Below are 23,950 nucleotides of genomic sequence, written 5' to 3' on the forward strand. Positions count from 1 at the left end.
CTTATTATGTGAATGCAAGTTGGCTACTTTAATTGATAGGTTTTATTTCTTTCAGATAATCAGGTGAATAACGTGACTCTATTTTTACATCAACATGAAATTCACCTGAATTATCGCCAAAATCACCCGCATAGTCGTTAAATATAAATACTAATTCACCATCGATAGGTATTGTCTTATGAAGGACTCCATTGCCAATTTCATAAGTTTTACCACCAATCTTAGCAACTAAGCTATATGCTAAATTATTAGGTTCATCTGCAACACCTTGAGGTGCGGTATATGGGTTTCCTGGACCTCCATATTGAACCCATCCTTTAGCAATAATGGATACCACATCCCCTTTTCGGAGTGTAAGCCCCGTGGGTTGACCTTGTTCAAATTTAGCAGGAACAGTTCCAGACCAATCATACATAGTATTACCTCCAAATTATATTTTGAAAATAACAAAGAAATTAAGATTGTGATTCTTGAACATCAGGCATTTGTATTCTAACTGAAACAAATCTTCCTTCGGGGATATCAATTAAATCACCGTCCACGTAACCTTCACGTATATTTCTGGCGAAAGTGGGTGCATCTGAATGTTCACGGTGGTAGGTCATCAATTTGATGGATCCATCGGGAAGGATTTCATGATTAATCCATATCATTGGTAGATCGTTCTGACATCTCGGAATTTCTACGCAGCCTACGGCTTCGTCATTCATTAAACCCATAACACCTTTAATGAGATAAGTACCTTTTGATAAACGTTCGACAATAACACTTTCGGATTTTTTGTTGGTAGTATATTTACCATTTGAGTAAATTAGAACTGTAGGGGTTAATTTTTTAATGCAGCCATTATTATCTGTAGTGGTATTAATTTCTGACCAAATTTTACCGCCTACGCGTCTCCCCCCTTTGTGTCCTTCCCCTCCGTTAATAAAATAATAGGCATATAAATCTCCTGACGAACGAATATATATTTGGCCCGTATCATAATCTAGCAATCCAAAATTAATTCCTTTTGCATATCCATTAGCAGAGCTACTAACACTAAACACGCCAGAATATTCGGAACCCGGAACATAACCAAAAACTGTAACATCATTCAGTGCATTAACATCTTTTGAATCCAATATAATATCATTCGTTAATGGTTTATCATTGATTTTTCTATTATCAGGCACGGCATTTTTTGCTAAATCATAGGCTTTTTTAACAGCCTTAGAAGTTGCAACAGTTATTTCACTATCACTGTCCGTTTCATTACTAAGAGTAACAAGGCCCTTATCTTCCATTGTCGCATATGGATGATTGCGACTAGCGGCATGTTCTTCAATTGCTTCTTTAATGGCTTTTTTGACATCGGCCATTGTGGGAACATCTACAGAATTACTACTGTCTCGAGTACTCATATTTATTCCCTCATATAATCAACAATACACATTGCTAAGTAACATGAAGGCGGTGGGATACTGCTCCGCCTGTGAACATCAATAAAATTGGTTCATCAATATTGGAGAGTACGGATTGATTAATATTTAATAGGTGCATGTTTTGTTGGAGGATGACAGAAAATAACAAAGGGTGGATCTTTAAAATTTGTTCATCTACTGATAAAAGTTGATGAGTATTTTATACCAAGGGCGTAAAATTCCCTTACAAATCGATGGGATGGATTATTATTAATTCGTGTAATTATCTATTTTAATTAATTAAATTTATTGGATTAATATTACAAATGAGAATGTTTAGTCAAGGAAGTGCCGTATAGGTGTGAGTTTTATCTAATAGCCTAAGAAATAAAAGTGAAAATTTTCGGAAGAAAATAAAATTGGAATGGAATGAGAAAACATTCCGCCCTGCGGAGAAAAAAGGCCGAGAGAATTAAAACTGAAAACTACATTGTGATTGCGGGTTTGCCGCAAGCCTCTTTCGATTCCCAGAGCCAGTTATTTGTGGATTGATGCGGAAAATATGTGAATTTATGCAGGTTAGATAAATTCTCACCAAAAATAAATTGTTTAGGGTTTTAAATATTTCTCACCATAGTGACTGAGGTTATATTTTATTTATTGGAGCATGAGTTTAAAATAATCAGTGTGTTGATGCATTTAATAGATCACGAAATTTCAGTAAAAACCCACCAGCATGGCAGGCGGGTTTTTATTATTCATTCAGTTATAAAAGAGAGATTTTATATTAATAACCTATAGCAAACCAATAAGACTGGGCTTCTCCACCATGAGCATAATATGTAAATCCTGTTGATGTTATATCCTTGGCAACTATATTATCACTACTTCTCCCACTGATGCTTGACAGGGTTAATTGCACATTCAAACAATTATGAGGAAAATTAATAGGGAAATAAATTCGGGTTTCATCATATGCTCTATTTATCACTCCCCATTGATGAATGACTCCTGTAGAACCACATTTCCACCAGCCATTTTGAAGTATTGATGCAGTATTATTCATAAACCCCCCAAGTAAGTATGATAGGAATATTATAAAGATAATTTAGAGTCGTTTGATGCGGTCTAAATAACACCATAAAAGAAGATGAACGGCAATGCATATTATTTATAAGTCATTGATGATAGTGAACTGATTTATTTTGTGAGTGATGTGTTTTGAATTGTTATATTTATTATTTGGAATAATAAGTTTGTTAGATTGAATTTTATAATGCCAGGCGCACCAGAACGTGGAGAGTGAAGTGAAAAGGGATGTTAAATGTGTCTAGCTAGATTTAAATGAAAAATAAACTGTAAATAATAAAACAACTATTATACCTACCGTAGTTAACAATCCCCAGTAACTTTGGAAAAAATAAAAAACAAAAACTGACCAGCCCAAAATACATAACGCAGGAATATAAGACCATATCATGTAAGAAAAAACACTCTTAAAATATGATGTTATTTCTCTTTTTAACCATTCTTTACTAAACATATCCTATATCCTAATAATATTAGCTGAAATTAAATTGTAACCAATGAATACTATCATAACCGAATAAATAGTCTAACATATTGTTGGAGGATTATTGAATTTCATAGTAAACAATGACGGTAAAATGGCTATCACTATTGCGAGTGATCAGGGGGGCTAATTTTTTTCTAATTATTTACTCAATCCATTCTTGCTACTTGATTTTCATTCATAGATGAAAACCAATAACTAATTTTGAAAGAATAGCTGTGCCTTCTACATTATCACTATAGTAGTGAAACTATTATGTTTTGTTTCTTTGATTTCGTTTCTATAATCACAATCGATAGTTCAGATACATTCCGCCGGACATTGATAATTATTGATGTGGTTGTCCTGAACTAAAGCCCAGTATTCCAGCTATTATAAAAAATCATTATAGTTGGAAATGAAATCTATGGACACACTCCATTTTTGCAACACCAATTTGATGTATAGTGGACTTACTTAAACCTATCCGGCGTTACTATGGATAAAAATGCTGCTTCTCGATAAGCATTGCACTAGATAATCCGAAAAATATCATCGGCTTCAATGAACCATTTTGCATGGGTAACGAAATACAAATCAACCTTAGCCGTAATTCATAAAATCAAAATCTTATCCATAATCCGGATTAATTAAGTTCAATACAACAATGCAATTTTTTTGATTAGAAAGAATTCCATACCTTTTTTATTCTACATGTGATTACAAAAGGAAACGTTATGACAATACTCAATCTCTCACCCGCTGAGTTTTTTGCATTAGATGATTTTATGTATTTTCAGCAAGATCGCGTAGATGATACTGTCACAGATAACGAGGTCAAAAGTATTCTGGAAATGTCCAAGCAGCAGGGAATACTGCATATCTTGGATACCCCTTGCGGCTATGGACGCCATAGCAAAGCATTTATGAAATTGGGTCACCGTGTCACTGGTATCGATATATCACCATGCTTTATTGCTCAGGCACAAATGCATGATTTTGGCGATCGCGGGCAATTTATTCAGGGCGAAATGGACAATATGATGGAAGAACACCAATTTGACCTGATCGTTAATCTTTTTAACTCTTTTGGTTATTATCCCCATGCACGAAATATTCGTTTTCTTGAACGCTGTGCCCGCCAATTAAAATCATCAGGAGAAATCGTTATTGATACGATTAATGGCGCGACGCTGGAGTCATCTGGTTTTATGAAAACAGTCGTGATTAATAAAGGTGATGAAAATCTGATAATAAAAAAAGAAGTCTCAGGAATACAGTATGAGCAGGGAGTTAGTCTGCAATATACGATTACCTCCCACCGTAAGGATAGATCCTGTTGTACTACCTTTGATGTCGTATTTTATCGACCGGAAGAATTGGCAAGAATGCTGCATCACAGTGGCTTTAAGCAGGTTGATTTTTATTCCGGACTCGTAAGTGACAGAAACTGGAACCCAGAGAGTAAAAAGATGGTCGTTGTCGCTCAAAAATAATCAAACTGTCAATGCCTGCTTTTGGCGATGGAAAGCCAGGGCAGGTTCGCTATCAAGAATCCGGCACCAGCGGTATGCTCGCAGGGGCATCATGCCAACCACTTTCTACCGCCTGCTTGGCTTGACTATGCAGTACATCAATATTGCCTACCGCATAATATTCGCCGACTGTCAGTTGCCCAATACATTTGATTCCAGGTACGATTTCACCAACTGCATTCCGGAGGCAGAGCGAATCAGGGCAAACTTTAATTCCACCAAAAGGGTGAGCAACCGCAATACCTTGTTGCACGAGACGCTGTGCAAGGGGATAATTTTCCGGGGAATTGCTGATACCGCTGGCGTTAATTATTTTATCAACCAGAACCGATACGCCGCTGGGAACCGATATTTCAAACCCTTTAGCCAGCGGCTTAATGATGATGTTGCCATGAAGATGTTCCAGTTGCCCGCTGGCAAAGAGAGCCGTGATTTTCTGGGCATTAGGAGACGCAATGGGAATACGCAACTGCTGCCAACGTGCTTGCCAGCGTTGTGTAAAATACTGTCGTTGTTGTTCGCCAAGATGCTGCCAGGCATAGCTCACATTATTATTAAGAGCCATCAGAATACTCATCGCTGTGACACCCGGATCTGTGTTTTGTATGAACTGACTCAGCGAGCAGTTATGCGCCGAAAACTCTCGGCGCAGTAATCTGAATAATTGTGCTACGGTGATTTTGCCATGGATTGCAAAAAGCCGTTTAATTTCCACTTGGGTGAACATTTGCGGAGTGATTTTATGGTAACCGCTAACCTGACGCGGCAACGCTCCTTTGCGTGAGATGAAGTAAATTTTTTGGCACCGAGGGGCAATCGCAATCGCTGCATCATGGGCTGATAAGCGGCTGCCAATAATCGCGACACTGTCGGTATCATCGATTTTCAAGCGGTTAATAGGCCAAACAGTATCATAATAACCTGCCTGATTTTTTAGGCCGTAAGGATCATGGCAAGTTGCTGTACCAAGACATAAAAAGCACCGGCTATAGAATGCACTGGCACCATCCTCGGTCACTATCCTAAATTGCTGAGCCAGGGGAACCAAGTCTACAACCCGTTGTGGCACGATCCTGAGGCTAATACCACGTTGTGCAGCTAGCTGCTGACATCGATGCAATTGATAGCATAAAAACTGACCGAAGCGTGCGCGCGGGACAAATGCATCATGCGCAACAGGCGTGTCTGACGTATTCTCCTCAAGCCATGCTCCAAAATCTCCCTGTTCACGAAAATACATAGTATTGACGGGGCGATTAAGTAAATTAGTGCTGACATCCTCGGCGAAAGCTGTCCCCACTGCCAGTTTCTCGGGAATATCAAACAACGTTATGCTGGCTATTTCTGATTCAGGTAACTCCAGAAGGCGTGCTAAAACAGAAATGCCGGCATATCCTGTACCAATGATTGCGTAGCTTCTCATTTCATTGGCCCTTATACCCAATGTGTATGGGAAGCTACCCAGTTAGCCAGGATGTTTAGGTTTTCATCGACCTCATTGCTGTTTTTCCCTTCAACAATGGCGCTTATTATTTCACCATTAGTTAATTTCATTGGATCATAGTGTCGGCCCACGATACCAGTTGCACGGTATTTGAGGACGAAGGGGAGCGGGCAGGTTTGCTCAATAGCAGTAAGTGTGGCGTTTTGAGGCGGTACATTAAGTTGCCCGACTTGTTTGAGTGGAGTGCGTTGTAACAGCTTTTCCGGATAATTATCGTTCAGGCAAGCAGCAAGCCAGATCATTCGCGGATCTAGGCCAAAGGCGGCACCTAATTCCTCATTCACGAAACACCCCCCAAGCCGGCATGCCAACTCACCAAAAATAATTTCATTCTGTTTGTTGACGAAGACCTCCAGATGGAGCAAGGCATTTTCTTCTGTGGGAAATACTTCCTCCGCCAGACGTCGCGCATAGGCAATAAGTTTCTGATGAAGAGGATTGTCATCTTCCATGACCAGCCCAAGCGTAGAACCCGACAGAAAATCCAGGCAGGATACGGTAGCGCGCGAGGCTGATACAAAGATAGGTTTGCCGCGTAGGTAAAGGCTGTTTATCTGATAGGGTTCGCCCTCAATGAATTTTTCAATCAAAAGATTGTGATAATGCAAAGGAGTAAGTTGTGACAGATAATTGTTCAGCTCGCTATCATTTTTAACCACGACTACGCCCTGTGAACCTCGTCCATCATTGGGTTTTATTACACATGGGTAACCATATTCCTCAATAAAAATAGCGATCTCAGTGGCATTATTGACGAGTGCCATTGCAGGAATGGCGATTTGATGACTCTGCACCAAAGATTTCATCAAAAATTTGTCCCGGAAAAGCATCGCCGATTGTGCACGCCCATGCGTCAATTCCAGACGATCGCTGATGCGGGCGGCTCTCAGTACATCAATTTCAGCAAGAAAGTGAACGCCTGTTACGTTATTGTCCCGGGCAAAGCGATACAAATCGAGTTCAACTAATGAGTTATCATTAAAATTGTCATAAAAACGTACAGTAATGTCAGCGCCCAGATGCTGAGTAATTTCTTTTTGCTGGCTGGCGCAGGTTGCAATGACCAGCGGTGCAGTTTTCTGCAATGAAAGCCATTCTGTCTTTGGATGTTGAAGGATAATTTTGGGAGGGCATAATAATATATTCATGAAAACTCCTAAATGCTGTCAAATATAATAAAAATGAGAGCATGAAAAAGAGTAGGGTGAGGTGCTTATATTCTCAATACTAAAGTTGAATTTCATAATTATTTCTCTGTACCAATGAAATTGAATAATATTTCCCTGCTTGCATCATACATAGAGTAATAATCAAGATAATTTAAAATAGATACGGTTTATCCACGCTTATGTGGCAAATACCAAAAAATCAGAAAAATTAAGATAATAATGGGGCATATACGTATTTGTAGCGAACGTATTTAATGTTATACACAAGTTTGTCGGGTTCAACAAAAAAGATACAGTTTATGAATCAAATCACATCAAGCACGTAACATTAATAGTGATACCTAACCAACGAATAATTCCACTGTTGGTTTTTATGAAACAATTGAAGGCAAACAAGGGCTTTAAATTGACCAATGTAATTAACTGTATATATTGGGAATTTAGAAATAAGGAACGCTGTTTGTGATTTAGACACACTATCCGATCAATGATAATTATAGGAACAGCTACTCTTAATCTGTATTGCAATCTAATGATTAAACTAAATTTTATGTTGAACATTGTTGCACAGTTGTTATATAACGGAATAAATATTTCTTAACACATGAGTGATGTAAGTGTCAGAACCAAATAAAATTCTTCTCTTTTCCTATGGAACGCTGCAACTTGAGTCGGTGCAACTTTCCTCTTTTGGCAGATTGTTGAAAGGCCACAAAGATACAATCCCCGGTTTTCGTAAAGAAATACTGGAAATTAAAGACCTTGATGTCATCCAAAAGAGTGGTGAAAGATTCCATCCAGTTGTTTTACCTTCAAAAGATCCATCTGATGAGGTAGAAGGAATGGTATTTGAAATTACCGAAAATGAACTTGCTGCTGCGGATAGATATGAAGTTTCCGATTACGAACGTATAAGTGTACACTTAAGCTCAGGCAAGTATGCTTGGGTTTATGTCAAAGCCTCATAGATAAATCTTGCCATTCGAGAGTGAGACAGTAATTCGATTGACTGTCTCCGCAAGTGATCACAATGGCAAATTTATAATTTTGCATTTAGTTTATTTGCCCTCTAATTTCAATTATTGCATTCTACTGAAGATGGTTTATAGCGTATCTAATCTCCCTAACGTGGGGGAATTATTTTTTGGAAAATGTCCAGCATGAACAACTGTTGTAACAAGAGACTTGCAACGGCGTAAGAATAGTGAAAGCTATAAATCTCTTGTAGTTAGGTGTAATCATGATATGGACATACTTTAATAATATAAAAGGTATTTAAAATGAAAAAATGGTTAGTAGCTGCGGCTTCAGTACTCGTTCTTTCAGGCTGTAAGGTTGATGTTGAAACAAAAGTGAATACGGATGATTTGACATCGGCTGAGCATAAACTTGTTCAAGGGAATATTAATGTTGAAGTATCTTCCTGTACTAACTACGAAGATTCACGTCAAGAATCAAAAGATTTAATCAAGTTAAAACAGCAAATACCCACTATATTTGCAGATGCTAAGTATGTCGAATGTTATAGAAAAAACTTTGACTCCTATGCGCACTTTACTATTCCTGTTGCGGTGGGGGTGTTCCCGGATAATGGTCAATTAGGAAATAAAGCGGAAGTTTATATTCTTTCCCAGAAAAAAGCCTATGCAGGTGCAGTGATTCAAAAAAATGTGCTTGCTAAGATTAAAAAGGCACAAAAAGATATGATGGGAAAACTGGATATCAGGATGAGTGTTATTCTTGAAAAGGGTTCTAAACCTGTGCCAACGCTGATTAGCCTTGGAACTTATATGACAAACGCAAAAAATAAAGATGTTCCTCTCGTGGCCAATGGGGTCAATCTGGCTAAGGAAATGAAATTCAGGCTCTCGGATGTTTCCAATTCAGCGTTGTCTAATGGTGAATATGTTCCTTTCCTCGTTACACCTGACTATTTCGATTCCTTCCGGGCAGATAAAAAATAGCCTGTTTTATTTTGATACAAGACGATAATTATGTTTATTTCTGGGCCGCAGAAATGCGGCTTTTTCAGGGCATGGCTCCCGTGAGAAACATTACTTTGTATTTCACACCAAATTTTCCAATATCTGGACACTGATGTCCAAGCCTCAGTATGTTGGTATATTCCAAAATTCATCATCTGCATAGTCAATTTTCTCACTGACCGCAAAGATAAATTTGCTGTAGCAGTTATAGGGATTAATTAAAATATTCGGTCGATAAAGATGTTTGCCCCTTCCTTAGGGCATGAGTTAAATACTGCCTTCCCGCTCGATTACGAGTATTCTTGCCTCTCCGAGTGGATGGGCAACATGTTCAGTCCCAACGGTTGCGTAAAATATGTCGCCAGTATTTAATGTTGCGATTTTTTCCTGTCCGCTATCTTTGTAATGCATATTGACAGTACCATCCATTACGGCAAAGACTTCCTCACCATCGTTGATGTGCCATTTATAGGGTTGATCTGTCCAGTGCAATTTAATCGTGACACCTTCAAGATTAGTGATAAGGCGAGAACCCCATGCCTGCTCAGTTTTAAACTTCTTACTTTTAATATGTTCCATAATTTAGGTTCATCTCGGGTGGTTAGCTATTGTTAATATATTATGGTGTTTATTTTATTGACACAAGATCCTGATATTTTTCTGTAAATATCCTGTTTTTTTATATTCCAGCAAGGAATTGTTAGAGGGGATTTTATGAGGTTATCAGGCAGCCTGAATAGAAAATGAACTGGAAATAATCGCAATCAGTAACTGTATTTACTCAAGTAAAGAGTGTATAAAGATAAATAAATACTGTTTCCCCAGAATCCGCATTTTTGCTTTATTCCTTTGAATGATTAAAACCATCTAATCGCTATCTATATGGCCTTCTGTCACTATAAGGCAACATTTCAAGAAATGTGCAGGATACCGATCAAGCGATTCGGCAATTTTGGTTTTAAGAAATAGTGCTCATATTAAGGCTATTTTGAGATATTTTTTTCCACCAAACTCATTTTTTACCGAACTAGCTTTCCGATACCCTGCGGAAAATAACTATTAGATTTTATCTGTAAAGCCTTTCAGGCAGAGCTCTGCGCCTTTAAATTAATTGTGAATAGTTACACTCTCATCGACAGAAATACGTCCCATGCGGACATGATGAGTAGGGGCGTTTGAGTCTGCATACCCAAATGAAATACCGAACAGCAGGCGATATTGTTCTGATACACCCAGAATTTCCCTGACCACATCAGCATGAAAACCAAGTAAAGTTTGTGGGATACCCGCATAACCTCTGGCAGCAAGAGATAAAAGAAATGTCTGACCATACATACCCATATCTGATGCAACACGGATGCCATCACCAAATGAAGGCATGAACAGAAAAGCGACGTGAGGCGCACCGTAAAATTTGAAGTTCCGTAAATAGGCTTCGTTTCGTTTGGCTTTATCTTCCCGTGCGACACCAAGGGTTTCATAATAAATTCGAGCCTGCTCTTGGCTTCGATCAAAGTAATCTCCGTAAAAATCAGCGTAATCAAAGGAAAAGTCAGGTGTTATAAGACCTTTTGACGTGTTTTGCAGCATCGCCTCAGTAAGCGCCTCTTTTGTTTTACCAGAGGCAATATGTACATGCCACGGCTGGGTATTACAGTTAGAAGGAGAGTTCTGGGCATCAGCCAAAACCTGATGTATTTGCTCATCCGTAAGAGGCGTGGGCAAAAATGCGCGAGGGGAAAAACGGTTGCGAACGGTTTCATCAAATGCCAGTGTAGTTGTATTCATTCATTTTCTCTTTATTGTCAGTGAGTTCAAAATGTTGATGGGTATTTTAGGCGTGTGAATCGTTCGGAAAAACCATATAATCTCGCAAACACTTTTGCGGATTTTGCACAAATGAAGGATTTAACCCAAATAAATGCCCGTTCAATGCAAATATTTCTTGCCATTCTTGGGGAAGGGAGCCTGTCTGAAGTCGCCAGGCGAGAAGGCATTGCGCCTTCTTCAGTTTCGCGAACGGTGCAGCTACTGGAACAAGCCCTTGAAACACCACTGCTTTACCGCAATACACGGGCTGTGTCTGCAACAGATGAAGGGCGAATGTATGCAGATGCCTTCAGGAATATTCTTCAGCAATTGGATGAAACACAGGCTTTGATTGGGGAAAGAAAGCAGATCCCCAGCGGGCGTTTCCGTTTCAATGCTCCGTTATCCTTTGGATTACTCCACATTACTCCGTGGGTTGGGGAACTCAGTAACCTCTACCCTGAATTATCCCTTGAACTCAATCTGACAGATGATTTTATTGATCCGTTGGTGGAATCGACTGATTTATTACTGAGAATTGCCCCCATGAAAGACTCCGGTTTTCATGGCCGGTTCATTTCCAATCAAACGCACTATTTGGTTGCAAGCCCGGAATATTTGGAAAAACACGGCACTCCGACAAGGCCCGAAGATTTAAAGAAACATCATCTTCTAATGTACAAAGGTGTGATGGGGCCACAATGCTGGTCATTTCAGCGAGGGAAGGAAAATATTCAATTTATACCTGAGCCCAAGATAGCTTCAAATAATGCAGAAATGCTCACTCGTGCGGTTGAAGATGGGGCGGGAATTATTTTGTTTCCTGACTGGCAGATAGATAACTCAATGAAGCAAAAGAGAGTGATAGAGATCAACATGGATTATGATGTTTCAACAGGAGCACCTGAACAATCAATATACATGCTCTATCCCGGGAATCGATATCCGTCGTTCAATACCCGGGTTGTTATTGATTTTTTTCTGGAAAAATTTGGCACTCCTCCGTACTGGAAATAGAGAAGTTTGGTCAGTTTATAATGGCTTAACAGATGCTCAAGGCATCACAGTAAATATAACAATAAGCAAGGCCCCTACATGAAAAACAAAATAATAGAAATTCTTCAATACGAATTAAAAGAAGGAACAGGTAAACAATTTCATCAAATAATGGTTGATATCAGTGTGCCTTTACATCGCTCGCAGGGAATTGATGTTATTAGTTTTGGAAATTCATTGCATCATGAAGATTCTTACTGTCTCATGCGTGCATTCAAAGATATGAATGACTTATCAACGGTGTTGGATAAGTTTTATAAAAGTGATGAATGGATTAATGGGCCAAGGACAGAGATCATTGAAAAAATAAATAACAGTGTTAAAACTGTTGTTGAAATGCCAGAATCCGTGATAAATGCATTGCGAATAGAGTGACTATTTATAGCAACCAATTATATTTTTTATATGCGGGTTATCAATTGTAATATTGATAACCCGTTTGCTTTTAAGTAGGTTAGACGCTCTTTAAATTCAGGTAAGGGAAGAAAGCATATGATCGGTAAGGATTATGGATTAATTGACAAGAATATTAATGCTCATCTTTCAGGCACACATTTAGAGACTATCACCGTCAAAATAGCACCGGCAGGTACGATATATACGAATGAAGCTGGTGAAATCAGCCATTCAAAATTTGGGCATGCCTGGGTTGAATTTCAGGGGGAGTCTATCGGATGGGGCACAGGTGAAACCAAGGAAATCGGCGGGGCTGATAATATTACGTTTAAAGACTCAGCAGGATACGATAAATTTCAAGTCACTAGCATCACATATCCACTATATACCGAGCAGGTAATCAAAAATATTGAAAATTATCTCTCCGATGTCATTAATGGTGTTTTTGATGGTGAGTTTGGTTCATTTCCCAAAGATTATCATCTCCTTAAAAATAACTGCATCAAATTTGTCAATTCTATTCTGTCCATTACGCGTGAAGGCGGCAATGCGGATGCCATCCCTGATTTAATCGGTATTTCACCGAATATGATAATCGATAATATGGATTGCAGTGTCCAGATATTTAAAGAAATAGACTCAGCTTTTCCTTTTGATTTTACTGGCTCAGGTATTATTAATCTGGCGGAAAATAATGTTATTTCTTTTGAGCAATATGGCAAATCAGAACAATATGGCGAATTTTTTGATCAAAGAGAGGGGGGATTGGGATCATTAAATTTGCAAGACGACGTCGTTAAAGAAAATATGGCTAACGATAATGAATTATATGCATTAAGTGAATCCGCACTTTCAGCAATGAGCATTCTCTACGAAGAAAATGAGATTATTGACATCAATAATCATTTCATCATGAATTGGAGTGGCGGGAGCATGCAAATAGCGAACACCGACTTTGGGATAGATGAAATGATAAAGCCTTTAAATGCAACTATCGATATAGTCGGTGTCAATACTACCTTTGATACAGTGATATTATGAAAAAAGCTACCCGATATTCCTCGGGTAGCTGAGAGTTTTATTAGCCCCTTTCAGGAAGATAATAATGAAGATACTTTGAGAGTAATTCTTTGTCCATTGGGGCTAAATGCACCGGGTTTGCAGCCTTGGCTAATGCTGAATTCGTATTATTGATATCAAAAATTGGCATGTTTTCATTGACCTCCCATCGGGTTAACTGCTGATAAACACGCTCAGAAAGCATGGGCAGTAAGGACAACAATTCATTGTCATCTAGATGGGGATCGCTCGCCAGTTTAGTGAGCCATTCACTGTATGAAAGCGCCTGCAATGGGGTACCAGAACACTCCTCCAAGAGACGGAAGAAGCTGTCAATATCAACAGACTCTTCTCTCGGTGGCACAAGGTTATATGCCTGACCTAAGTTCCGTATATCACTCCCGATAGCCAAAATGGCTGCACTGACATAGTTGACCGGCACGAATTCTTTCCATTGGCGCGGTAATATCGGACAGGCACCGAGATCAATGCAACCCATGATCAGGCGTGCGACGAAATCATTGAGATTGCCGACCCCGCTAACGCTGTCGCCCATAATGAAACCCGGCCGATAGACCGACAACGGAATACCGAGCTCCCGTGCCTGCCAGATGAGTTGTTCGACAACCCACTTGCTTTGTGCATAGCCGGTATCATATTTCAGCCCCTCAACATAAGGGGTAAGGCTATCATTCTCGTAGATGCGATCCGTTGGGGTCAGTAATCCAACCGGGCCAAATGCTGCAATTGTTGATACATAATGCACGGCCTTGGCTTTGCCTTGCGTCGCGAAACGAAGAATATTCAACGTACTATCAATGTTGGAGGCTCGTTGTGTTCGATAAGGGTGAATATAGTTAACATCTGCGGCCAGATGAAAAATGACATCGTTCGTGCTGGTCAATCCACCGTAACGTTCTTCGCTTACGCCTAAATTAGGTTGAGACAAATCGCCAGCAACTGCCCTGAAACGCCCGTCAAACGAGTCGTCCCACAAACCATATTTGAAAAGATTATTCTCAATGCGTTGGTATGCGGTCGCGTCATCTTTTGCTCGCGTGAGACAAACAATGTTTATCATTTTTTCTTTGATCTCTTTGGAAACAAGGAGATCACGTAAGAAAAATGCACCCAAGAAACCGGTTGCACCTGTCAGGAAAATGGATGATCCAGCAATATTTGCCCAGTCTCTCGGTGCTTCTGTTAATGGCTTGATATCGCCCGGTAGTTGCCCATCGCGTAGCCATTCTGCCACTTCATCCTGCGCCTGCGGGGAATCGCCTTGTGAAACGATTTCGGCAAGTTGTCGAAGGTTGGGAACTTCGTAAATCGTTTGCGCTAAAAGATGCTGATCGAATTGGCGAGCCAGTTCAATCACAAGGCGCGATGCTTGCAGGGAGCTGCCGCCCAATTGAAAAAAGTTGTCATCGAGGGAAATGTTACTGTTTTTAAGGATCTTGCTCCAGATGCAATATATTGCATACTCAATATCATTGAAACCGGCAGGACGCTCTTCAGATGGTGCCTGTGTTGTGAGCAATTCTATAAGCTTACGCTGATCTGCCTTTCCATGCGGTGTCATCGGGATATTTTCGATGACGAAAATACGGGGCAGCATATATGCAGGCAGATATTCCCCCAATTTCCGAATAGCCTGCTCCCGATCGAAAGTCTCCGGCGCGTGCGGAACAACGAACGCGGCAAGGAAATCATCTTCACCTTCGTTTTTCACAGCACAGACCTTGGCTAAACTAATTTCCGGGTTTTCCAAAAGTTGAATCTCAATTTCTTCCAACTCAATGCGGTGACCGTGTATTTTCACCTGACTGTCAATGCGGCCTGAGAACATAAAAACGCCATCATCCCGTTGCCAACTAAGGTCACCAGTCTTGTAAAGCCGTATCGGTTGGGAGCTGCCGGGAAGAGTAACCTGCACAAAGCGGTCTGCATTCAATTCATCACGGTTCCAGTATCCCCGCGAGAGCCCTTCGCCCCCGAGATAGAGTTGCCCCATATTTCCCGGAGCCAGTGGTTCCATCTCATCATTCAGGACGAATGCGCTGGTATGATTGATTGGCAGCCCGATAGGAACACTGCCATCAACCAAATCGTCCAGACAGATATCGTGTGAAAGTGCAAATATCGTACTTTCTGTTGGGCCATACGCATTAAGCAGGTGTTTGGGGCGCGCGCCGGATTCAAGAACCAATTTCACCATGTGAGCATTGGGGGCTTCGCCCACAATCAAAACATACTGAATATCACGAAATGCCTGAGGGTATGTTTTTGCGATCAGATTGAAAAGGGTTGCTGTGACGGAGATAACAGAAATTTTCTTCCTTACCAGCTCAGCTTGAAAATGCTTTATATCCAATACATCCTTCTTGGAAGGCACGAAAATCATCGCCCCATTGAGAAGTGCTCCCCAAATTTCGAACAATGAAATGTCGAATGTTGGGTTGCAAGTGCAAGCAATGCGGTCTTCAGGCGTGAAGCGTACATATGTGGTATCGACGATGGTTCGCATAATGCTTTTTTTCTCGATCTGCACGCCTTTCGGTTTGCCGGTTGTGCCGGAAGTAAAGAGAACATGGGTTCGATGGTTTGGCGCCAGATTACTAATCTCTTCGTCGGCTAAGCTTTTCCCTTCAAGAAGGTCAGAAAATGAAACCAGAGTCGTGTGTAATTGGCGGGACTTGTCTGGTGAATCGGTAATAGTCCATTTCACGGCCAGATCATCCAACATATCGTTTAGACGTGCTGTTGGTACGTTCGGATCGAGAGGAACACAGCTTCCCCCCGCCATAAGAATGGCAATCTGGCTTGTGATTTGTTCAGTGCCTGGTGGCAGCAGGATTGCAACAGGCGTTTCATGTGATACTCCAAGTGACCGTAGAGAACCGGCGAGGGAGGCTGCTTGCTGTTTGAGTGTATGATAATCAAGCGCTTTTTCAGATGTGGAGATAGCGACTTTATTAGGATAATTACTGACCTGCTTCAGGAAATAAGACAGCATTCAAACCCCCTACAATATAATGGGATAATTATATCTATTTGATACCAATGATTTTTATATAAACAAACCAATGAAATAATAACATTAAGTTACTATATCGATAATGAACTAAGTGGATTTTGAATACAAGTACCCGGGGGATGCTTTATATCCCGTTTTTTGCGACGCATTTCAAAAATTTTTATTTTTTTCTTATCAACGCGTTTTTATAGATGCTTGAAGGAGTGGTTTTTAATTGGCGGGAAATGGGTATAACAGGAGTCAACAATAAGTTTTTTTGGCCAAGAGATGATTAAGTTATTTATAACAATGAGTTAATCATCTGGCACGTTGGTTATGAGGTTTTTTTCTTAGTCAGAACGGGTTAACAATGATTGTAATCGAGTCGTTTTCTGATCTGTAAAATATTCTTTAGTAATATCACCGTGGCTAACATACTCATTCATTTTACTTAAATACTCAGCCAACATTTTGAAATCGATTGTAGCTTTTTGATCAAAACTTGACGTTGAAATATATGTTTTTAACATATTAAATTCTTTATCATCAATTGCGCCAAGGACTTTAAGTTTTTTAATGAAATTAAGTTGTTCGAGTAAATCACCCGTATATTCGATAGGGGATTTAGGCTCTATTGATTCTTGGGGTTCAATCTTATTTTGGTGAAAATTATATTGCAGTGACGGTTTTTTATCTAATTTTGGTTGAGTTGATTGGAGGTTTGTTTGAGATTCATTTAACTTTAGAATAAACTTATCAAGTGTTTTAATATTAATATTATTGAATGTGTATTCCTGATAATTTATTTGTAAAATTAATTTTGAAAATAAAAAACCATTTTTATACTCATATTTATTGAGTGATTTCAGAGAAAAACGGCAATGATATTTTTTATTAAAAATATTTATTCTTACAAAGTGAATACTAATATTGGTCAATAATATTAATGTACCTTTTAGACCATCTTGATCTCCGGCCAAGACGGCAATAGGGTATTCATCAATATTTAACGTTCTAATAACATATAAGAAATCTTTTCTTTTGCCAAATGTGGTAGGAAAGTCATCGGCCAACCTATCGAATATTGCGTTTAAATCATCGTCAGATGCGGTCTTGTAATTAGTCATGGGGCATCCTTTAGTTAAATCGCCAAGCGATACAAAAATATAGCTAATTGAAATTGTTAGAAAAATAATTAAAACAATTTCTGAAGTGAAAAATTAAGCTGGTATTTTATCTCTGTTGATGAAATAACGCAAAAATTACTTGTAATTCCAAGGGAAGAGTTAAATATGATTTCATTTTACTACTAAGCAACCCATTAATAGTTAATATTGCTTAGATCAATTTTTCACTTCAATTCATTACCTGTATACTCAGGTTAATATGGTTTGATATCTGGTGGCATGGTCATGCTTGGTACAATAGTATGCCTTCGTGCCAAAAAATATACTCATAATTCACCAACACTGTGTTCTGGCTTGCTCAACTTTATTTTCAACGAAGTAATTAATTCAATTCTTTGCTAAATAACATTAATTCTTATGTTTGCTATATATTTATTTGTGTGAGATTTGGTATGTCGTACCATAGGTTGATATTTTATACTAGAGGTATTAGACTGATGAGGTTGGCTTAGAGATGTCGCGCTATCCTCAAGGTTACCAACCACGTAATAAATAGCACAGTGAACGACAAGCTCATCAAAAGCAAAAAACCAACCTCACCAGTTGGTTTTTTTGTTTTCCTCTATCTATCACGTCGATTGATTGAATGATTTCAGAATCAACTTATAATTTCCTTTGTTGGTGAGATAAGCAAACTGGTCGCGCGCAAACGATGATGTAAAAAAGCCTGGCTGAATACAGGTGGTGCTGATTCAGTGCCTCGACCAGAGCGCGATATCTCTAAGCCAACACTTACGAGAACCAGCTGGACAGGCAGTGTAAAGGCAAAAGTTGGTGTAAGTCGTGCTCCTAATCATAGGAGCCAAACGGATGAAAGCATTGATCGACACTGCAATCATCGTTCTTAAAGCGTTAGTTGCGCTTTTAGAATTGATCCGTAGATTTCTAATGTAAGAAACAACGGAAACGTAGCTAAGGCCATCGGGTTAACCACCCGGTGGCCTTTAACATTTGTGGTACTTGCATTTTGCACCATTATAAATTAAGCGGCCGTAACAAAACAAAAAATTAGGCTTACCAAGCAAGATAGAACAGGATATCTGTGGCTACAAATATTTAAGGCTGTTTAACAGATCGGCCCATAAATCAGGATATTCTTTCATTTTCATGTCCCATCCTATTAGAATAATGGGCTTCTATGAAGTGAGATAGCGGCTCTACGAGTTGAGTTAAATAGGATGCTAGCTGCAATATGCAGATACGGATGTGGTTAGATGATAGCAGTGAAAAATATGAAAAAGACCGCGCAAGAACGCGGTCTTAAGTTCAAGGTGCCGGTTTGGAAATTTATTTACCAGCCCAATCGAGGCAAAAATTTTTGGGTTGTCCAGTTTGTTGCATTTGTTGCAATAAGATACCTATTTTTTTTGCATCTTGATTTTGATACTTAAACTCGAAATCATAATTTTCATTGTTTGAAGTGTTTGGATATAGTGTTGGAGTGGATTTGCCAAGGTTATATTTTATATTATCGATTGTTATCCAAAGGTCATTGCTTTGGAATAAATCTATTACATTTTGGCGATTTTCTTTATTTGGTTTGGTACGTACGTCAAAGAAAATAACTCCATTATTCAATAGAAAACACCATATTTTCTCAATGTCAGTTACATTATTTTTCTCTTTGTTTAATTCTCCAAAATGATGCCCCCAATCAATATTTCTTATATAACCCCAAGCGACAGGCTCATGTGGCAAGCTAGGGTTATTATATGTGCCACTCCCCGATGTAAGTTCAAATGACAACATGCAATCCATCAGATTCCAATCACAAGCTAACATATCTTCTTGTGTTGGTTGCCAATGTATTGGATTATTTGGCGTATATTTCTCAATATAAGGATCATTATCAGGCAAGCCCGCAAGGCGTACGTATTCAACAGGAAAATTCCAATTGTTACGATATACTTTCTTTCCTAAATATACTTGAATCATTGCCCACGGATATGAGCTAAAAGGTGCAACTGTATCATTAATTTTGACTTTATATTGATCAGGATCAAACGGACATTGTTTATCATCCAGCTTATTAACTTCAGACATAAACACCTCACTTTATTATTAGTAAAAGGTAATTTCATCCTATTGCTAACTAGCCTGTTGATATTACGCAGCTCGGATTTTTATCTCAATTGAATGAATTATAAAAGAATCAATACGCATTGAAATATGGTAACACGCTATAAAATGCAACTATTAGTCGGGTGTACAATTCAGTGAGGTGTAAATTTGAAGTTTAGTACTGACGAAAAAAATATAAGTTGATGTTTGCCATCACAGGTAATTTTAAATACTTCTGTAATTCCTCTGATACGGTTAACGAACTAAAGAATAAAATCATTTGATGGTTGGAACTGCTCGAGGAAGTTAGGTTGATAACTGAATTTCCCGAGACATTGAAATTTGTTAGCGATGCGATTGTGATGATTGAGCATTATTAATCTTGAATGGCAGCAAATTGACATGAAGATGAAAGTGTCATGGGGGAACTCTGGTTATAGGACAGTGAGCGGTGATAATTGGTGCTCTAGTAAACATATACAATACGCAATCCAGTTTTAATTTTTTGGCGTTCACATATAGTATCTAACTTTCCGGTTGAAAGTCTGTTTGAATTTGACTAATAAATGCTATTTATTATGCAGATCTTCCCACTCAGCGAATTTATCATATGTAAAAATTTTAAGCTCTTCATTACCATCAGCCCATAAAATATGGGGTTCCATACCTTGCGGATAAATAACAACTTTCCTTAGTGGGTCTATAATGGAAAACTTAGTTATAGCAATCTCTTTCCCGCTGTTTTTTTCTATTACCGCGGGCAAATTCATTTGCCTATAACAAAGAACGTCATTACCTTTATAAAAAATAGGAAGCTTCGATATGCAGCCAGAACCAACGTAAGATAAGAGAAGTGCAGAAGCGGCACCTAAAATGATAAAAAGTCCTTTTTTCATAACTCCCTCGATAAACTGAAGAGTAAAATAGTTTATACAATATACAGTGAATCAACGCAGTTCACTATTATTCAATTCTTTCATTAACCGTTTGTTGTATTACTAACTTGATGTACTTCAATCTGGTTCAGCCATCTTCAAGGCAGTCAGCTCGACTTTCTTTGGCATCTCCCAGTCCATCAAATCAGCCAGTTGCTTGGTAGCCGCTTTAGTGGGGAAGTTTTCACTTGATACCGTCCTTTCCGGTGGCCAGTTCTGAGTTGGCACTCACTGCCGCAGGGCTTTGCAGAGTGCTATCTTTAAATTACCATACGGCTTGATATGCAAGCTTTCCTGTTTCGTCTTCGCCTATCTGACTGTTACGAAAGTCGGCGATGTCATGGATAGAAACACACCCTGTTGCAAAAAGGCGATTTAAGGCCTCCTGACGATTCATCACTACAACATATTTCCACCCTATCAGAACAATGGGCGTCCGTGGGGTGAGAGAGTTTCTCCTGTAAGTTGAGTTAATAGGTTGCCAGCCGCAATGTGTGTATACGGATGTTGATGAGAGCGATTGTGGTGGCAAATACAGAAAAGGCCGCGCCGAAGCGTAGCCTTAAAATTTAGAGCTTGGGTTATTTCCAGTTGAAGCAAAAATGCAAGGTTTTATCTACGTTTTGTTTCATTAGGTCACCTAGTTTTTTTGCGCCATCAGAAGTATAGAGAATACGAGCTACAGGTGAACCTGGGAGAGAGCCAAGATCATACGTTAAACCATTCACCACTACTTTGAGATTTTTACTCCCTAAGTCTGGTTGGATTTGGGTGCTAACATTCATGTCCATATCGAAGAAAGTTCCTATGGGCAACTCTCTAAGGCAAAATGATAAGATGCCTCCAATTCCTATAGTGTTTTGAAGGTTAGTCAAAGTGCCATAAGGCGGCAAGCTTCCCTCTACATCTGTATCTGTAGCCAAATATCCCCATTCTTGAACTTTATCGCCATCAGGATCTCCACCATTATAATATTGGGTAGTCCCTATCTTAAGATCAAAAGATAGCGTGTAGCCTTCTGCCATCACCTCTTCCCAATCACACGCCACCATGTCTTTTTGCTTCGGAAACCATGATGCCCATTGCCCGTGTTTATCATGCTCTTCTATATAGATTTGCTCCGTGCTTGTTTGGGGCTTAAGGCGTATATATTGAGCAGGAGAGCTCCAGTCTTTACGGCGCAAGTATTTCCCTAGATACACTTGAATTATTGCCCAAGGAAAAGAACCGATAGGTGCCACACTATCTTTGAACTGATCCGGAGAAAGTAAACAATCTTTATCAAATACTACTGGCTTATTAACGTCAGACATAAATCCCTCACTTATTATTTGTTAAAGGCTATTTTCATCCTATTGCTAATTAGCCAGTTAATATTATTTAAGCCAGATTCTTATTTTAATACAGTACGTGCTGTAGATATTAATATGCATTAATATATTGCTGAGCATTATAAAATTTATCTTTTAATCGAGTACGAAACTCCGTGAGGTGTAAATTTGAAGTTTGGTGCTGATACATGCCATGCCCGCCATGAATCAGATAGCAACTAACCTGAGCTTGGAATAAGCAGAATAAAAAAGACAGGAACTAAAAGCGGGTTCGGTGATCAGATAATGATCAGCTCAAGAACATTAGCCAAATTGAGTATTCGCATCACGCGTCATCGCGGTTTGCACGGTTCTATACTGAGTTTTCTGGGCGGGTTAATTGCATATTGTCTTATACCGAAAAAGCCATCACTAAATATCACTTATGCTGAAAAAACAGGGCTTCAGGTGATGGCTTAAACCGAACTCAGATTAATGATTATTTCCAGTTGAGGCAGAAATGCAGTGTTTTGCCTACGTTTTGTATCAATAAATCTCCTAGTTTTTGTGCTTCAGAGTTTTGATACGAAAATTCGTAGTCATAAGGCCCACCATTTTCATGGTGTCCCAGATATGCTTTACCAAGATTATAAGACTTATTATTAACTATTACTTGAAGTTCTTTATTTTGGAATAGAAGACCTATATTTTGGTAACTTTCAGTGTCCTGTTTAGTAGATAGATTAATATAAAATATGTTATTCTTACCCCAATTGAATCCTGTTATCCTAGCAATATCAGTCGTATTATTTTCATTAATATTTAAAGCCCCCACCGTATTCGGCCAGCCAACCATACCACCTAATATATATCCCCAGCCTGTATTATTAAAATAGTCAGATTCTTTAGTCCCTACCGTAAGATCAAAAGACAGCATGCAATCCTCTGTCTTCACCAACTTCCAATCACACGCCATCAAATCTTCAGGTGTTGGCTCCCAAGGGAATGGAAAACTTTGTTGGTCATGCTTCTCAATATGGATAGGTTCACTGCCATCATTTTTAGCAGAGAGCTGAATGTATTCATTAGAATTCCATTGATTACGACTTAATACCTTTCCTACATACACTTGCATTAATGCCCATGGCAAAGAACCATCTGGCGCCACATTATCAACTTCGATATCAATTTGTTGTTTATAGTGATACAGGTCAGGATCAAAAGGACATTGTTTATCATCCAGCTTATTAACTTCAGACATAAACACCTCACTTTATTATTCGTAAAAGGTAATTTCATCTTACTGCTAACTAGCCAGTTGATATTACGTAGCTCGGATGTTTATCTCAATTGAATGATTTATAAAAAAATCAATACGTATTGAAATATGGTAACGCATTATAAAATGCAACTATTAGTCGAGTGCTCAATTCAGTGAGGTGTAAATTTGAAGTTTAGTACTAGTGAGAACAAATAGAAGCTGATGTTTACTATCGAAGGTGGTTTTAAATACTCCTGTAATCCCTCCGATAAGGTCAATCAGCCAAGAAGAAGTTGGAGCCGCACGAAGCAGTTAAGAATGATGGAACTATGACGCCAGCCATCAGAAAAATGCGTGTTGATAGCAACAAGTCATGGAATTCTGCCTTAAGGCGGGCGGGCATAGAAGGATTTAGGTTCCATGACTTGCGGCATACATGGGCTAGCTGGCTGATTCAATCTGGTGTTCCATTGTCGGCGCTACAAGAAATGGGGGGATGGGAGAGTATTGAAATGGTGAAACGATATGCCCACCTATCCCCAGTTCATTTACAAGAGCACGCAAAAAATATTGACAGTATTTTATGCGCGCATGGCACAAATATGGCACACAGAAAAATTGCGGGTAACAATTAACTTTGCAACCTATTGATTTAATTGGTGGGTCGTGGGAGGCTCGAACTCCCGACCAATTGATTAAGAGTTATGCTAAA

21 protein-coding genes and 2 pseudogenes are annotated in these 23,950 nt (G+C 39.1%); 9 read left to right on the forward strand and 14 right to left on the reverse strand.

The genetic code is table 11. The features are described from left to right. Positions 1–28 precede the first annotated feature (28 nt). The 3 genes from FE392_RS18310 to FE392_RS18320 form a co-directional block, all read right to left on the reverse strand. Complete coding sequence (locus tag FE392_RS18310) at positions 29–415, reverse strand: LecA/PA-IL family lectin (protein WP_319931601.1); 387 nt, start codon at positions 413–415, stop codon at positions 29–31. A 40-nt stretch (positions 416–455) separates the two neighbouring features. Further along, positions 456–1,403: a phage tail fiber protein gene (locus tag FE392_RS18315; protein ID WP_319931602.1), complete on the reverse strand. Its 948-nt coding sequence runs from the start codon at positions 1,401–1,403 to the stop codon at positions 456–458. A gap of 787 nt (positions 1,404–2,190) precedes the next feature. Beyond that, positions 2,191–2,469 carry a gp53-like domain-containing protein gene (locus tag FE392_RS18320; RefSeq protein ID WP_319931603.1) on the reverse strand — a complete coding sequence of 93 codons (279 nt, stop codon included), beginning with the start codon at positions 2,467–2,469 and terminating at the stop codon, positions 2,191–2,193. Positions 2,470–3,692: 1,223 nt separating this feature from the next. Here FE392_RS18320 and FE392_RS18325 point away from each other — a divergent pair. Beyond that, positions 3,693–4,451, forward strand: coding sequence for a class I SAM-dependent methyltransferase (locus FE392_RS18325; RefSeq protein ID WP_319931604.1), 759 nt, complete (start codon positions 3,693–3,695; stop codon positions 4,449–4,451). A 52-nt stretch (positions 4,452–4,503) separates the two neighbouring features. On the opposite strand, the gene FE392_RS18330 is transcribed toward FE392_RS18325, so the two are convergent. Next, positions 4,504–5,913 (reverse strand): FAD/NAD(P)-binding protein, encoded by a 1,410-nt coding sequence (locus tag FE392_RS18330; protein ID WP_319931605.1) that lies wholly within the window; start codon positions 5,911–5,913, stop codon positions 4,504–4,506. A gap of 11 nt (positions 5,914–5,924) precedes the next feature. Continuing rightward, on the reverse strand, positions 5,925–7,142 hold the full coding sequence (locus tag FE392_RS18335) for an ATP-grasp domain-containing protein (RefSeq protein WP_319931606.1): 1,218 nt from the start codon (positions 7,140–7,142) through the stop codon (positions 5,925–5,927). Positions 7,143–7,780: 638 nt separating this feature from the next. Between FE392_RS18335 and FE392_RS18340 the strand changes: the two genes are divergently transcribed. Both FE392_RS18340 and FE392_RS18345 read left to right on the forward strand, forming a co-directional pair. Then, a complete protein-coding gene (locus FE392_RS18340) occupies positions 7,781–8,131 on the forward strand; it encodes a gamma-glutamylcyclotransferase family protein (RefSeq protein ID WP_319931607.1) in 351 nt (116 codons plus the stop codon). 312 nt (positions 8,132–8,443) lie between these two features. After that, positions 8,444–9,127 carry a DUF7424 family protein gene (locus FE392_RS18345; RefSeq protein WP_319931608.1) on the forward strand — a complete coding sequence of 228 codons (684 nt, stop codon included), beginning with the start codon at positions 8,444–8,446 and terminating at the stop codon, positions 9,125–9,127. 288 nt (positions 9,128–9,415) lie between these two features. Here FE392_RS18345 and FE392_RS18350 read toward each other — a convergent pair whose 3' ends face one another. Together FE392_RS18350 and FE392_RS18355 are read right to left on the reverse strand one after the other, a co-directional pair. Then, the gene (locus tag FE392_RS18350) at positions 9,416–9,727 is read right to left on the reverse strand and encodes a cupin domain-containing protein (protein WP_319931609.1); all 312 of its coding nucleotides are present in this window, start codon (positions 9,725–9,727) and stop codon (positions 9,416–9,418) included. Between the two features lie 528 nt (positions 9,728–10,255). Further along, on the reverse strand, positions 10,256–10,936 hold the full coding sequence (locus FE392_RS18355; protein WP_319931610.1) for a nitroreductase: 681 nt from the start codon (positions 10,934–10,936) through the stop codon (positions 10,256–10,258). Between the two features lie 111 nt (positions 10,937–11,047). Between FE392_RS18355 and FE392_RS18360 the strand changes: the two genes are divergently transcribed. From FE392_RS18360 to FE392_RS18370, 3 genes are all read left to right on the forward strand, one after another. Next, positions 11,048–11,974: a LysR family transcriptional regulator gene (locus FE392_RS18360; RefSeq protein WP_319931611.1), complete on the forward strand. Its 927-nt coding sequence runs from the start codon at positions 11,048–11,050 to the stop codon at positions 11,972–11,974. Between the two features lie 78 nt (positions 11,975–12,052). Continuing rightward, positions 12,053–12,388: an NIPSNAP family protein gene (locus FE392_RS18365; protein ID WP_319931612.1), complete on the forward strand. Its 336-nt coding sequence runs from the start codon at positions 12,053–12,055 to the stop codon at positions 12,386–12,388. A 117-nt stretch (positions 12,389–12,505) separates the two neighbouring features. Next, positions 12,506–13,450: a hypothetical protein gene (locus tag FE392_RS18370; RefSeq protein WP_319931613.1), complete on the forward strand. Its 945-nt coding sequence runs from the start codon at positions 12,506–12,508 to the stop codon at positions 13,448–13,450. 40 nt (positions 13,451–13,490) lie between these two features. Here FE392_RS18370 and FE392_RS18375 read toward each other — a convergent pair whose 3' ends face one another. Together FE392_RS18375 and FE392_RS18380 are read right to left on the reverse strand one after the other, a co-directional pair. Beyond that, the gene (locus FE392_RS18375; protein ID WP_319931614.1) at positions 13,491–16,484 is read right to left on the reverse strand and encodes a non-ribosomal peptide synthetase; all 2,994 of its coding nucleotides are present in this window, start codon (positions 16,482–16,484) and stop codon (positions 13,491–13,493) included. A gap of 350 nt (positions 16,485–16,834) precedes the next feature. After that, a complete protein-coding gene (locus FE392_RS18380) occupies positions 16,835–17,611 on the reverse strand; it encodes a PH domain-containing protein (RefSeq protein WP_319931615.1) in 777 nt (258 codons plus the stop codon). A gap of 870 nt (positions 17,612–18,481) precedes the next feature. Between FE392_RS18380 and dinQ the strand changes: the two genes are divergently transcribed. Beyond that, positions 18,482–18,565 (forward strand): damage-inducible type I toxin DinQ, encoded by an 84-nt coding sequence (gene dinQ, locus FE392_RS21375; RefSeq protein ID WP_369292879.1) that lies wholly within the window; start codon positions 18,482–18,484, stop codon positions 18,563–18,565. Positions 18,566–18,958: 393 nt separating this feature from the next. On the opposite strand, the gene FE392_RS18385 is transcribed toward dinQ, so the two are convergent. The 4 genes from FE392_RS18385 to FE392_RS18400 form a co-directional block, all read right to left on the reverse strand. Then, complete coding sequence (locus FE392_RS18385) at positions 18,959–19,714, reverse strand: Thoeris anti-defense Tad2 family protein (protein ID WP_319931616.1); 756 nt, start codon at positions 19,712–19,714, stop codon at positions 18,959–18,961. Between the two features lie 587 nt (positions 19,715–20,301). After that, the gene (locus FE392_RS18390) at positions 20,302–20,628 is read right to left on the reverse strand and encodes a hypothetical protein (RefSeq protein ID WP_319931617.1); all 327 of its coding nucleotides are present in this window, start codon (positions 20,626–20,628) and stop codon (positions 20,302–20,304) included. Positions 20,629–20,745: 117 nt separating this feature from the next. Further along, a complete protein-coding gene (locus tag FE392_RS18395) occupies positions 20,746–20,895 on the reverse strand; it encodes a hypothetical protein (RefSeq protein ID WP_319931618.1) in 150 nt (49 codons plus the stop codon). Between the two features lie 353 nt (positions 20,896–21,248). Then, positions 21,249–21,980: a Thoeris anti-defense Tad2 family protein gene (locus FE392_RS18400; protein WP_319931619.1), complete on the reverse strand. Its 732-nt coding sequence runs from the start codon at positions 21,978–21,980 to the stop codon at positions 21,249–21,251. A gap of 302 nt (positions 21,981–22,282) precedes the next feature. Between FE392_RS18400 and FE392_RS18405 the strand changes: the two are divergent. Then, positions 22,283–22,457: pseudogene (locus tag FE392_RS18405) on the forward strand (IS982 family transposase); the annotation flags it as partial. Positions 22,458–22,476: 19 nt separating this feature from the next. On the opposite strand, the gene FE392_RS18410 reads toward FE392_RS18405, so the two are convergent. Continuing rightward, positions 22,477–23,238: a Thoeris anti-defense Tad2 family protein gene (locus tag FE392_RS18410; RefSeq protein WP_319931620.1), complete on the reverse strand. Its 762-nt coding sequence runs from the start codon at positions 23,236–23,238 to the stop codon at positions 22,477–22,479. A 308-nt stretch (positions 23,239–23,546) separates the two neighbouring features. Between FE392_RS18410 and FE392_RS18415 the strand changes: the two are divergent. Next, positions 23,547–23,873, forward strand: a pseudogene (locus FE392_RS18415) (site-specific integrase); the annotation flags it as partial. Between the last annotated feature and the right edge of the window lie 77 nt (positions 23,874–23,950).

Origin of the sequence: Xenorhabdus santafensis, from assembly GCF_033949405.1 — a bacterium.
GTDB classification, from domain to species: domain Bacteria; phylum Pseudomonadota; class Gammaproteobacteria; order Enterobacterales; family Enterobacteriaceae; genus Xenorhabdus; species Xenorhabdus santafensis.

Excerpts from the sequence above, each read along its gene's own strand:
- FE392_RS18310 (WP_319931601.1), bottom strand. The coding sequence starts at position 415 with ATGTATGATTGGTCTGGAACTGTTCCTGCTAAATTTGAACAAGGTCAA.
- FE392_RS18315 (WP_319931602.1), bottom strand. The coding sequence starts at position 1,403 with ATGAGTACTCGAGACAGTAGTAATTCTGTAGATGTTCCCACAATGGCC.
- FE392_RS18320 (WP_319931603.1), bottom strand. The coding sequence starts at position 2,469 with ATGAATAATACTGCATCAATACTTCAAAATGGCTGGTGGAAATGTGGT.
- FE392_RS18325 (WP_319931604.1), top strand. The coding sequence starts at position 3,693 with ATGACAATACTCAATCTCTCACCCGCTGAGTTTTTTGCATTAGATGAT.
- FE392_RS18330 (WP_319931605.1), bottom strand. The coding sequence starts at position 5,913 with ATGAGAAGCTACGCAATCATTGGTACAGGATATGCCGGCATTTCTGTT.
- FE392_RS18335 (WP_319931606.1), bottom strand. The coding sequence starts at position 7,142 with ATGAATATATTATTATGCCCTCCCAAAATTATCCTTCAACATCCAAAG.
- FE392_RS18345 (WP_319931608.1), top strand. The coding sequence starts at position 8,444 with ATGAAAAAATGGTTAGTAGCTGCGGCTTCAGTACTCGTTCTTTCAGGC.
- FE392_RS18350 (WP_319931609.1), bottom strand. The coding sequence starts at position 9,727 with ATGGAACATATTAAAAGTAAGAAGTTTAAAACTGAGCAGGCATGGGGT.
- FE392_RS18355 (WP_319931610.1), bottom strand. The coding sequence starts at position 10,936 with ATGAATACAACTACACTGGCATTTGATGAAACCGTTCGCAACCGTTTT.
- FE392_RS18360 (WP_319931611.1), top strand. The coding sequence starts at position 11,048 with ATGAAGGATTTAACCCAAATAAATGCCCGTTCAATGCAAATATTTCTT.
- FE392_RS18365 (WP_319931612.1), top strand. The coding sequence starts at position 12,053 with ATGAAAAACAAAATAATAGAAATTCTTCAATACGAATTAAAAGAAGGA.
- FE392_RS18370 (WP_319931613.1), top strand. The coding sequence starts at position 12,506 with ATGATCGGTAAGGATTATGGATTAATTGACAAGAATATTAATGCTCAT.
- FE392_RS18375 (WP_319931614.1), bottom strand. The coding sequence starts at position 16,484 with ATGCTGTCTTATTTCCTGAAGCAGGTCAGTAATTATCCTAATAAAGTC.
- FE392_RS18380 (WP_319931615.1), bottom strand. The coding sequence starts at position 17,611 with ATGACTAATTACAAGACCGCATCTGACGATGATTTAAACGCAATATTC.
- dinQ (WP_369292879.1), top strand. The coding sequence starts at position 18,482 with ATGAAAGCATTGATCGACACTGCAATCATCGTTCTTAAAGCGTTAGTT.
- FE392_RS18385 (WP_319931616.1), bottom strand. The coding sequence starts at position 19,714 with ATGTCTGAAGTTAATAAGCTGGATGATAAACAATGTCCGTTTGATCCT.
- FE392_RS18390 (WP_319931617.1), bottom strand. The coding sequence starts at position 20,628 with ATGAAAAAAGGACTTTTTATCATTTTAGGTGCCGCTTCTGCACTTCTC.
- FE392_RS18400 (WP_319931619.1), bottom strand. The coding sequence starts at position 21,980 with ATGTCTGACGTTAATAAGCCAGTAGTATTTGATAAAGATTGTTTACTT.
- FE392_RS18410 (WP_319931620.1), bottom strand. The coding sequence starts at position 23,238 with ATGTCTGAAGTTAATAAGCTGGATGATAAACAATGTCCTTTTGATCCT.